This window comes from Pseudomonadota bacterium, from assembly GCA_018817425.1.
Lineage (GTDB): Bacteria > Desulfobacterota > Desulfobacteria > Desulfobacterales > RPRI01 > RPRI01.
Window position 1 is genome coordinate 1 of sequence record JAHITX010000044.1, and the last position, 10,953, is coordinate 10,953.

At 41.5% G+C, this 10,953-nt stretch carries 12 protein-coding genes; 5 read left to right on the plus strand and 7 right to left on the minus strand.

The window, feature by feature from the left end:
- The 5 genes from KKC46_08995 to KKC46_09015 all read left to right on the plus strand — a co-directional run.
- Positions 1 to 280, plus strand: a 280-nt coding sequence (locus tag KKC46_08995; GenBank protein ID MBU1053951.1) for a hypothetical protein, incomplete at its 5' end; no start/stop codon positions are given.
- Between the two features lie 116 nt (positions 281 to 396).
- On the plus strand, positions 397 to 2,490 hold the full coding sequence (locus tag KKC46_09000) for a TonB-dependent receptor (GenBank protein MBU1053952.1): 2,094 nt from the start codon (positions 397 to 399) through the stop codon (positions 2,488 to 2,490).
- A 173-nt stretch (positions 2,491 to 2,663) separates the two neighbouring features.
- Positions 2,664 to 3,122: a YfiR family protein gene (locus KKC46_09005; protein MBU1053953.1), complete on the plus strand. Its 459-nt coding sequence runs from the start codon at positions 2,664 to 2,666 to the stop codon at positions 3,120 to 3,122.
- A 20-nt stretch (positions 3,123 to 3,142) separates the two neighbouring features.
- The gene (locus tag KKC46_09010; GenBank protein MBU1053954.1) at positions 3,143 to 5,413 is read left to right on the plus strand and encodes a response regulator; all 2,271 of its coding nucleotides are present in this window, start codon (positions 3,143 to 3,145) and stop codon (positions 5,411 to 5,413) included.
- Between the two features lie 382 nt (positions 5,414 to 5,795).
- Entirely contained in the window at positions 5,796 to 6,527 is a 732-nt protein-coding gene (locus tag KKC46_09015) for a hypothetical protein (protein MBU1053955.1), read from the plus strand.
- A 408-nt stretch (positions 6,528 to 6,935) separates the two neighbouring features.
- Here KKC46_09015 and KKC46_09020 read toward each other — a convergent pair whose 3' ends face one another.
- The 7 genes from KKC46_09020 to gvpA form a co-directional block, all read right to left on the minus strand.
- A complete protein-coding gene (locus KKC46_09020) occupies positions 6,936 to 7,193 on the minus strand; it encodes a gas vesicle protein GvpG (protein ID MBU1053956.1) in 258 nt (85 codons plus the stop codon).
- Positions 7,194 to 7,251: 58 nt separating this feature from the next.
- Entirely contained in the window at positions 7,252 to 8,016 is a 765-nt protein-coding gene (locus KKC46_09025; protein ID MBU1053957.1) for a GvpL/GvpF family gas vesicle protein, read from the minus strand.
- A gap of 175 nt (positions 8,017 to 8,191) precedes the next feature.
- Positions 8,192 to 8,374: a hypothetical protein gene (locus KKC46_09030; protein MBU1053958.1), complete on the minus strand. Its 183-nt coding sequence runs from the start codon at positions 8,372 to 8,374 to the stop codon at positions 8,192 to 8,194.
- Positions 8,375 to 8,393: 19 nt separating this feature from the next.
- Positions 8,394 to 8,714, minus strand: a complete 321-nt coding sequence (locus tag KKC46_09035) for a hypothetical protein (GenBank protein MBU1053959.1) — start codon at positions 8,712 to 8,714, stop codon at positions 8,394 to 8,396.
- Entirely contained in the window at positions 8,711 to 9,709 is a 999-nt protein-coding gene (gvpN, locus tag KKC46_09040) for a gas vesicle protein GvpN (GenBank protein ID MBU1053960.1), read from the minus strand. The genes KKC46_09035 and gvpN overlap by 4 nt, the downstream gene beginning before the upstream one ends.
- 221 nt (positions 9,710 to 9,930) lie before the next feature.
- Complete coding sequence (locus KKC46_09045; GenBank protein MBU1053961.1) at positions 9,931 to 10,680, minus strand: hypothetical protein; 750 nt, start codon at positions 10,678 to 10,680, stop codon at positions 9,931 to 9,933.
- A gap of 101 nt (positions 10,681 to 10,781) precedes the next feature.
- Positions 10,782 to 10,953, minus strand: a 172-nt coding sequence (gene gvpA / locus KKC46_09050) for a gas vesicle structural protein GvpA (GenBank protein MBU1053962.1), incomplete at its 5' end; no start/stop codon positions are given.

Sequence of the window (10,953 nt, forward strand, 5' to 3'; positions counted from 1 at the left end):
AATCGCTTACGCTATAAATACCGATTCCACTCCCGCATCGCTTCATCTTCAGACAGCTTCTCACGAAAACGCTATTGCCATCGGAAAGTGTTTATGCTGCGGAAGTAAAACCGCAACAATTGCTCCAGATGGCGGCTCACATCGTATTCGTGACGTGATTAATAAAGGAATCACCGAAGATCATATTCTATCTGCCACCCAAATAATTGTGGGTGCCGGGATTCCAAATTTTCATAGATTCAAAAAAAAACTTATAATGTTATATTGCAATTTAAAATAATTCCATCCATATACTGTCTCAATTTATTCTGCTGGCATACTAATTGTGGATTTCAAGTCAAAACCTATGGCTTGTCATAAATCAGCAACGTTTTTATTTTGGGATAATAATAGAATATGGAAAAAGCTTACTTTCGTTTCAGGAAAATGATTAATTATGCAAACAGATCTTTAAATCACAAATTCATTCAGGTTTTGTTATGTTTTTATTTAGCTTTCTTACCTGGCACAATATTAGCTGGAATATATGATGCGGATTCAAAATCCTCCACCGACCTGACAGAACTAAATATCAGGGACCTTATGGAAATTGAAATTACCACGGGTTCCAGAAAAAGCCAGACAATAGCAAATACCGCAGCAGCAGCTTTTGTTATAACACAGGAAGATATAAGACGCTCCGGGGTGACCTCTATTGCCGAGGCTTTGCGTATGGTTCCAGGCTTACAGGTTGCCAAAATTGATGCAAACAAGTGGGCCATATCTTCACGTGGATTCAACAGCCGTTATTCTAACAAGCTGCTTGTATTGATGGATGGACGTACGCTTTACTCGCCTCTTTTTTCCGGTGTTTTCTGGGATATTCAGGATACTCTTCTTGAAGACATTGACAGAATAGAAGTAATCCGCGGGCCTGGCGCCGCATTATGGGGGGCAAATGCCGTAAACGGCGTTATAAATATCATTACCAAAAACACCAAAGATACAACCGGCTCGCTCATTAGCACCGGAGCCGGAAAGGAAGAGAGAGGATTTATAAATTTTCGTTCCGGAGATACGCTTGGCAAAAACGCTCACTACCGCATCTTTGGTAAATATTCCGACAGGGATGAATCTAAATTTGTATCGGGTCATGATGCAGCAGATGACTGGGATACTTGCACATTAGGATTTCGAACGGATTGGAACCCAACAGCTGCGGATTCCTTTATGTTTGAGGGAAATAGCTACCGTGTCGATGCAGGCCAGACAATTACTATTGAATCTTTAACAGCACCCTATTCGAACACTTTTAATGAAGTCGCAAAATCCGATGGCGTAAACTTTCTTTCACGGTGGAACCGGACTTTATCGAACAAATCGGATATCAAACTACAGATATATTATGACAGAACAAGACAACAGCAGCCTGTACTCAATATTACAAGAGATACATATGATCTGGACTTTCAACACAGATTTATTCCCTGGGAAAAACATGAAATCATATGGGGTCTTGGGTACCGGATTATAGATGATGATATAGAATCTTCATTTATGATATCTGTTGACCCTGCCAGTCGCACTGATGACCTTTTAAGCGTATTTATTCAGGATAATATCACAATAGTTCAAGATTATCTTCGTCTTACCCTTGGCACAAAGTTTGAACACAATGACTATAGCGGTTTTGAATTCCAGCCCAATATCCGGGCACTCTGGACTCCGGATAAACAAAACTCAATATGGGCGTCGTTTTCAAAGGCAGTGAGAACGCCTTCAAGAGTCGAACACGATTCGCGCACTAATCTTAATGTAATCCCCCCCGGTGTTTTTCCAAATACATCAGGTCTTCCCATGATTGTATCAACATTTAGCAACGATGATTTCAAATCCGAGACCCTGTATGCCTATGAAATAGGGTATCGAAATCAGATAAGCGAAACACTTTCCATGGATATAGCCGCTTTCTATAATAAATATGAAAATCTCAGATCATCTGATTTGGATTATACATCTGCATATTCTGAAGACTCTCCTCTTCCACCCCACATGGTGGTACCTATTATTCTTCGTAATGAAACTCAAGGTCATACTTACGGCATAGAAGCATCTGCGGAATGGAAACCACTTTTATGGTGGAAAATCAAACCGGCGTACTCCTTTTTACATATGAACCTGACGGAGTCTATAGGAAGTTCTACTGTTGAAACTCTTGAAACCTCGGCTCCAAAGCATCAATTCTCTTTTAGATCTTACATGAATCTTCCCATGGATCTGGAGCTGGACCTGTGGCTTCGTTATGTTGACGATCTTAGGACTTTCAATATTGACAGCTATTGTATGATAGATGCCCGCTTGGGATGGAAACCCACAAATAACCTTGAATTATCTATTGCAGGGCAGAATATTTTTGACAGCCAACACGCGGAATTTAAGGAAGACTTTATGGATTTTGCTACAACCGAGGTGGAGCGTACGTTTTACCTTAAGATAACCTGGTTTTTTTAGCAGCATATGTATCATATTTTAATGATTTTACATCAACAATTAAATACTATAGTGCGGATTTCGCTCATAATATGGCATATAGAGCAATAAAATATATATTTCTTTTTATCCTGAGTCTGATGATATCTGTATTGATCCCAATATCAGGAAGCTATGGGTCAGAAGCATCAACAATGGAATCCAAGCTGAAGGCTGCTTTTATTTATAATTTTGCCAAATTTGTCGAATGGCCTGCCTCAACTGATAATGCCGCAACAAACCAATTGTTTGTAATAGGCATACTTGGCTATAATCAAGTGGCTAAAGAACTTATGGCTATTGAGGATAAAACCGTAAAGGGTAAAAAGCTTAGCGTCAAAACTTTGTCAAACACAAAACAAATGAGGGACTGCCATGTTATTTTTATAAGCGCTTCTGAGCAAAACAATCTCACAGGCATATTAACTACTATAAAACATAAAGAAATACTTACCATAAGCGATATGATAAATTTTACAGAAAAAGGCGGCATAATAGGGCTTGTAAAAGTAGAAAATAAAATACGTTTTGATATTAATTTAAAGGCAGCAGAAGAGTCCGGTCTTAAAATCAGATCGGATCTTTTGTCGCTGGCAAGAGAAATTAATCATTAATATAAGAATTACAGGATGATATGCAATTAATCAAGAACCTGTCGATAAAGCACAAACTGATAGCCATTATTATGTTTATAAGCATAATTTCTCTTTTTGCGGCATCTATTGGCTTTGTATCAGCCAATATTATCTCATCTAAGCGCGCAGCAATCGCTAAACTATCAACTCTTGCAAATACTATCGGAATAAACAGCAAAGCAGCCATTATATTTAAAGACCAAAAGGCTGCCACAGAAACATTATCTGCTTTTAAAACAGAGCCCGATGTTAGTTACGCCTGTATTACTGATGTAAACGGAAACTTGTTTGCGGAATATTTTCGTGAAAACATCGGGGGAAAAACATCCGCCCCCGAGAAATTCTTGAAATTTGATGGATTTTTAGAATTTGATTCAAACTGGTCCACCTACATGGACGCTTCATATATGTTTCATAAAAAACATCTCTGTATGTTTAGCGCAATTAATTTTGAGAAAGAATACCAGGGTGGAATCTATGTGTGCGCAAATCAGGCGAGTCTTTATACACAAATATTCTGGAATATTATTTTCTGTACTGCAATTCTGTGTATTTGTGCTGTACAGGCCTATTTTCTCTCTGTTAAACTTCAAAAAAGCATATCGGATCCCATACTAAAACTTTCGAAGACAATGGAAAAGGTATCAGCAGAAAAAGACTACTCCGTCCGGGTAGAAACACGATATTCCAATGAACTGGGCACACTTTATGAAGGATTCAACAATATGCTTGCGCAAATACAGGAAAGAGATAATGCACTTCTTTTTACACAATATGCCGTTGGCCATATGGGAGACATGGCCTTCTGGATTGATTCCGAAGGACAATTTATTTATGCTAATAATGCAGCATGCACATCTTTGGGATATACGATTAATGAGCTTAAGTTAAAAAATGTAAATTTAGTTAATCCTAAGTCTAATAAGAATACATGGAACGCTCACTGGACAGATATTAAGGACAAACAAGCTGCTACCAGAGAAACGTTGCTTAGCAACAAAACAGGAATGATCTTTCCTATTGAAGCAAATTTCAATTATGTCCGGTTTAAGGGCCAGGAATACTGTTGTGCTTTTGCAAGAAATATCACCGATAGAAAACGCATCGAGGCGCAGCTTCAGCAGGCTCAAAAAATGGAAGCTATAGGTACTTTTGTCGGTGGAGTGGCACATGATCTGAACAATATCCTTGGAGGCCTGGTCGGATATCCTGAATTGCTTCTTCTTGACATGCCCCCGGGCAATCCCATGGCAGAACCTCTTTTGCAGATAATGAAATCCGGTGAAAAGGCCGCTGCTATTGTACAGGATCTTTTAACACTTGCAAGAAGGGGTGTTACCGTAGAAGAGGCGGTTAACCTCAATCATATAGTAAACGAATACCTTAAGACTCCTGAGCATAAAAAAATGGTGGAATATCACTCTGACATCATATATAAACTGGATCTGGAGCAGGACATTCTTAACAACCAGGGTTCTTTTTTCCATATTACAAAAGTCCTGATGAATCTTATGGCAAACGCCAGTGAATCAATTCAGAACGGGAAAGGCGAAGTGCTTATAACCACACAAAACCTCCATCTGGACCAGCTTTACAAAGGGTTTCAAAATATTCCGGGAGGTGATTATGCGATTTTGAGCGTGTCGGATACAGGAATTGGAATTTCCGTAGAAGACAGATCAAAAATTTTTGAGCCTTTTTACACAAAAAAGAAGATGGGAAGAAGCGGAACCGGGCTTGGCATGACAGTAGTCAGGGGTACTGTTGAAGATCATAAAGCATACATAGATATTACAAACAGGAAAGAAGGAGGAACCCGGTTCGATATTTACTTTCCCGTTACCAGAGATCCCGTAAAAATCGAAGCTGAAGATTTTTCATTTGAATCTTATTATGGTTCAGAAAATGTCCTTGTAGTTGATGATGTAAAAGAGCAGCAGGATATTGCCTTAAGCCTGCTTGGATATCTGGGCTACAGCGTGGAAGCCGTATCAAGTGGAGAAAAAGCGTTAGAATATCTTCAAAAAAAGACTCCCGATATTATCCTGCTTGACATGATCATGGAGCCGGGGATTGACGGTTTGGAAACATGCACAAAAATTCTTGAAAATAATCCAAACCAGAAGGTCATAATCTGTAGCGGATTTTCTGAAACAGAAAGGGTAAAGCAAGCCTTAAATCGTGGCGCTTACGCATATATAAAAAAGCCATACCGCATAAAAGAAATTGCAAAAACAATAAGAGAGGCACTTGATTTCAAATTGACATGACGCACTAAATTGCAAATATCCACATCATCCCTTATTCTGAAGCGGGTTAAGCAAGTTTCATAATATAATTGTAATAAATCTGCTCTGTTTGTTTATGAGTGCTTATGCGTCCATCCAAAAGAATAAAAAAAATCATTATTCAGCAAATCTGTATGCTATTTGTAGGTTGTCTTATATTAGTATGGCAAAAGTATATGGATAATTCATTGTTTGTAATGTAACTTTTTATTACTACATAAAATCCTAAGATATTATTTAAAAGGAACCGGTAAAACCCATATTTTTTTGGGTTATCATCATGCAAAGTAAAGGGATTTTAAAATAGTACCTTTATAAATATTTCCGGTTCTTCAATTCAAAATTATATTTTTGAGGTGAAACCGTGACAGCACTTAATTACATAATTCAAAAGGATCATGTTTGTATAGCTATAGATACTCTTTCATTAGAATCTGACGATCGCAAACCTTACGCTTATATGACAAAATTCATATTACTGCCACATCTGCATACAATCGTGACAGGTACAGGACTCGGGTTGCTTGTTTCTGAATGGATGGCACAGGCTCGCAGCAACATATTGGGAACAGACATTGACGATCTTAACCAATATACACCCGATTGCCTTCATAAGATTTCTGCACATTACCCGCAAATGAATGGTTCATCAACTACTATTTATCATTTTGGCTACTCACAAAACAGAGATATATTTGTATGTTATGCCTATCGTTCAAATAACAACTGGATGCCTGAGGAAATTTTGAATGGCGTTGGAATAAAACCGGCCATAAAATTTGAGTTTGAAAGTAATTTCAAGTTGCCTAATAGCTTTATTAAACTGATGGAATTTCAACGTGAAGAAGATTTAAAATTGCCTTTACCGAAGCGATTGGGAATAGGCGGTGACATTCATTTTATTTTTATGGATCGGAATGGAATAAACGTACAAAAATGCCATCGGTTTGATTCTTATGAGGAAGATTTTCAAATAATGCACGAAAAAACATTAAAACAAAACTATCGAGCCACTTTCAAAACGTTTCAGTTTGGTCAAGCTCAAGGCGGGCGAAAATTTCAACCGCAGGAATACATTGAGTATTTCGAGGATTGAAATTTGAGCCCAACGCAGAGATCGGCCAAAATGGGACGTTTTGAAACTGGCTCTATCGACTTAGCATAAATCACTGATAGCTCATTTCTGTTTGTCCTGATTTTCCGAAGACCGAGGCACTTTTTCCCGAGCGATCTTCTCGGCCCAACTGCGTAAATCAGTATCCTTAGGAACTTCAGATTTAATGTTCGTGAGGAGCTTGTTCATTTTAACCTCACTTTTGGATCATTCCAATTGAATATCAAATGCCCAATTTGGGCTTCATGATAGCTAATATTGTGGTAAGGAAAAACCAAATGTATGGGAATAAGCAAGCGTTTCAAATTCCAGAGCCTTCAAATTGAGGGGGCACAACTTAGCCCCGGAGAAACTCTCTTTCTATGACGCTTTTTTCGTGGAAATAACCTATTACTCAGATTCCTCATCCTCCATATTTTCAACCCTTTCTTTAATGGCATCGAGACGGTCAAGGAGGACCTTTTCTTCGGCATCGAATTGCGCCTCCGTCATCTGTCCTGTCTCCAGCAATATATAGAGTTCGCTAAGCTTGGCAGTGATGTCCCCGGCCTCGTTCGCCCGTTCTTCTTCCACTGCATCATTGATTCCCTTGAATATCCATAAGATGCCTTTCATAGGTGCCAAAACAATGTCGTCAATCAGGAACATTTGTACCCTCCTTCCCATCGGGTCAATGGTGTATATGAAACTACATCCGGTAAACGGATCAGGATGAGCAGAGTTCAGCATCCACAAAATTATGAGGAGCCCAGGGGCCATTGAAATCGAAAGAAAAATTATTGTCAAATCCGCGAGCCGCCTCGAATATAGCCGCCTCAAAATTCTTCTCTACCGCCTCCCTATCGACCAGGCAAGCCAAGTTCATAATATCCCGTTCAATTCGGGGAACATTACGTTTGATTTCAAAACAGGCCGGAGACAGAATCGTTTCTACTCTGTCTGTGAGTTCCTCCCTGTCTTCTTTGAGAACACGGTCAAAAAGACGCCCCACTTCGATCTTGTCTTCCTGAGTGGGAACACGGCTTTTCCCTAAGAATTGGTCCCTCGCCACCCGTATCTCTGCATGGGTGTTAACAAAATACTCAAAAATATTCGGCACATCCCATGCGACCCTTAATCCCATCTCAACCTTGCTATGTACGCGGCGAAGCTGTTCGGCAAAGGATTTTCGGTTGAGTGACAGGATTCGTTTGATCTCTTTTATCCCTTCTGCGATAACGCCGAAAGTTATAGGCAACGGCGTTTCTTCTTTCATAAGGTATTTTAAAACAGACTGGTGGGCCGCAATATGACGGCGTTCCGGGCGGATCTTCCCATTGCTGAAATTACTGACCACCGCAGAAACATGGTTATCCGTAATAAGATAAACCGACTCCCCGTCAATGCCGATATCGCCGTATTCCCTGTCCACTGCCGCCGGAATGATGGCATAAAGATATTTTCCCCCATTATTTGTTTCTTTACTGCCCATGTTACCATCTCCCCTTTATTCTATTTTCTTCCCCGGAATAAATGACCCTGACATGCCCCAACTCTTGAGTTTACGACACCAATACCCGTTTTTGCACCCGGATCGCTTCACCTGACATCACTTCTTCATTCTATTCTTTGCAAAAACAGGCAATTATCCGGAATAACCGTCAGGATTATGCCTCAGCGGTAGCGTATCTATTTTGTTTCAAAATATTTACAGACCTGATTCGACCTTCCACCAGATTTATCTCCAACAAGGCACCACATGCATAGCACTTGACCTGCCCTTCATAATCGCTGTAAGTCTCTTCATCAAGATCAAGATTATGCCCGCAAGATAGACAATTTATCTTCATTTTTTGTCCTTTCTTTTTTTTAGTATTTGATTTTAAACGGCCCTGTCGTTTTGCGGGACACCGCCTTCGCTGACTTCTCAGTGCCCGGCATCACAAGCCGCCGACTACCGTTGGATTCAAGTGTGGCAATAATTTTCTGCCTTTCCTCCTCGATGTCCCCGAAGCGCTGATCGATATGACGCATCCTTTCCTGAGCGCTCTCTCTCTCTTTTCCCCGACGGAACTTTTCCATCTCCAGAATACTGAGTTTCATATAAGCCTTGTAAGGAATAGCCTTTTCATCCGCACTACCGCTTAGAGTCTTGAGATTTTGTACACCTCTCAAAATTTTTTTTGTCATTGGCAAACCTCTTTAACTTTCTCCTTGGCCGTTTTAACTGACCCGCAGAATTTGCTGATTACTTCTTCTACCTTCTGAGTCATAACCGGTTGGCCACCACGAGTAATCTTGGCGGTGTCCGTAGCCAACACATCCCGGCAGATTATCTGAAAAAAAGCATCATCTCCACGGGCACGCCGCTTCTGAGACGCAAGTATCCGGCCTATGGCAATCCCGGCACGAATTGTCGGACGACTGTTGTTCACCCCGAAGCTCCTCAATTCCCTTACGATATCCACGATCCGCTCGGAATCTATCCGGGGAAGTCCCGATTTCTTCCTGACAATCATGATTTCCGTATCCCGGTCATAGTGTTCCAGATGAATGGTAATCATACGATCCATCAGAGCATCCTGGGTCTTATGAACTCCGGCATATTCTTCGGGGTTTGACGTAAAAATAGCTCTAAACTCGGGATGCACGGACATGTATCCCTCACCTGAGCTGCGTAGCTTAGGCAGATTCAGAATTCCTTCTGAAAGAACACTGAGAAGCGGGTTGTTGGCCTCCGGCTTGGATCTGTTGAATTCGTCATAAATAAGGATCTCCCCTCGCTCACAGGCAGTGGTCAAACGGTTGTCCACCCAGAGACTTTTCATTTCTTCCTCCGTCTTCAGGACCGAGTGGATATAATTGTCGACCAGTCTGTTTTTACGGTATCCGGAATCCTTGCCTACCAGATCGGAACTGCCGAATTCATCGTCTCCGTGGACCAGTGTGACAGGTCGTCCCAGTTTAGATGCCACATGAAAGGCCATGGTCGTCTTTCCCGTTCCTGATACACCGGAAAAATGAACGGGATAACCAGCCACCAGATAAGCTAAAGCCCGCTGTGCAACCTGTTCTACATAGGGAGAAGTGATAAAACTATCGCTGGGCTCTGGTTGAACACTGTCTTCCCCAACTAATTCGCGCGCGGTTGATGTACTGACAATTCTTACGGCATTCTTGTTCATAAATTTATATCTCCTTCCTGAATTTTCCCAACACCCATCCTCACTGTTTAAAATTGAAAAGAAAGAATTATATCGAAGGGATCTCTGCCCTGATCAAAGCAAAAGTCACAGGTCAGTTCCTCATGCAAACACCACCGAATTCAGACTTGGGCATCCTCCCTTTCATATAAACACCGGAAATGTATAATTTAATCTTTTTCCGTTCAGGAAAACTCTGGACATTATTTTTTATCCCGTTTTCTCTTGATTAAAGTTTTAGTCGGCTTTCCATACTGCCAACTTTTCTCTTTTGGGTTCGGAATTTCCACAGAAGCAAAAGCAGGAACCTGCGTTTTAACCTTGGGTGTTTTGGCCACCGATTCTTTGGGCATTACTATCGTCTTCACTTTTTCTTCTTCTTTCTCAGGTTTCCTGAATGTAACCGGTGGCTTGCTTTCCTTGAACTCAGGCACCGTTACAACCGACGGCTTTTCTACCTTAACCTCAGGCGCTGCCGCTGTCTTCTTAACTGCTGCTTCGACCGTGTGCGATATGGATTTTACGATCACAGGCTCCTTCTTCATCGGAACAAACCTGAACTTTTCCGGATTCCGGACACGCCAGACAAGCCGGGCTCCCATCAGATCATCCGCAGTATTTTTGCACATGCACAAAACCTGTATTCCCATTTCTGATAAAAAGACTTTCCGGTAATGTGTCCCCTTCAGAGCCATATCAGCCCGGTCTCTTGAAAAGGCACCTATCAGGGAGTTCACCTCATTGATCCCGGCAACCACAAAAGCCTCCCGCTCCCCACGGGTTTGTTTGGCCATAGCGGCATGAGCAGCGGCAAAATCGGCCCGCATGGCTGAAACCGTTGAGGACAGATCCCTGCTCCCACGCGCTAAATCCTGCACCAGCGCGCCACGGGCACCCCGCAAAGCATCAACCTCCCCGCGCAAACGGTTCATATCATTGGTCAGATTACCCATGATGATTCTCCTTCAATTTCTTCTAAAACCGGTACACCCATGAAAGCCGGCGCATCAAAAGCTCCAGCCTCATGGGCATCCTCTTCAATCATCTATCAGTCTTATGCCGGAGCAGCTGCACTGGCTGTGAGGCCAATCGCCTCGGCGTACTTGAGATAAGTCTCAACCGAAGCAATAACTACTCTTGCCTCGATGGAAAGCAGCTCAATCCCAACCAGAGATACTTTCACCCATGCATCAATTACGATACCTTTGTCGAGTATACGGTCAACA

Bases quoted from the DNA above. Each gene is read 5' to 3' on its own strand.
- KKC46_09000 (MBU1053952.1), top strand. From the start codon at position 397: ATGGAAAAAGCTTACTTTCGTTTCAGGAAAATGATTAATTATGCAAAC.
- KKC46_09005 (MBU1053953.1), top strand. From the start codon at position 2,664: ATGGAATCCAAGCTGAAGGCTGCTTTTATTTATAATTTTGCCAAATTT.
- KKC46_09010 (MBU1053954.1), top strand. From the start codon at position 3,143: ATGCAATTAATCAAGAACCTGTCGATAAAGCACAAACTGATAGCCATT.
- KKC46_09020 (MBU1053956.1), bottom strand. From the start codon at position 7,193: ATGTTCCTGATTGACGACATTGTTTTGGCACCTATGAAAGGCATCTTA.
- KKC46_09025 (MBU1053957.1), bottom strand. From the start codon at position 8,016: ATGGGCAGTAAAGAAACAAATAATGGGGGAAAATATCTTTATGCCATC.
- KKC46_09030 (MBU1053958.1), bottom strand. From the start codon at position 8,374: ATGAAGATAAATTGTCTATCTTGCGGGCATAATCTTGATCTTGATGAA.
- KKC46_09035 (MBU1053959.1), bottom strand. From the start codon at position 8,714: ATGACAAAAAAAATTTTGAGAGGTGTACAAAATCTCAAGACTCTAAGC.
- gvpN (MBU1053960.1), bottom strand. From the start codon at position 9,709: ATGAACAAGAATGCCGTAAGAATTGTCAGTACATCAACCGCGCGCGAA.
- KKC46_09045 (MBU1053961.1), bottom strand. From the start codon at position 10,680: ATGGGTAATCTGACCAATGATATGAACCGTTTGCGCGGGGAGGTTGAT.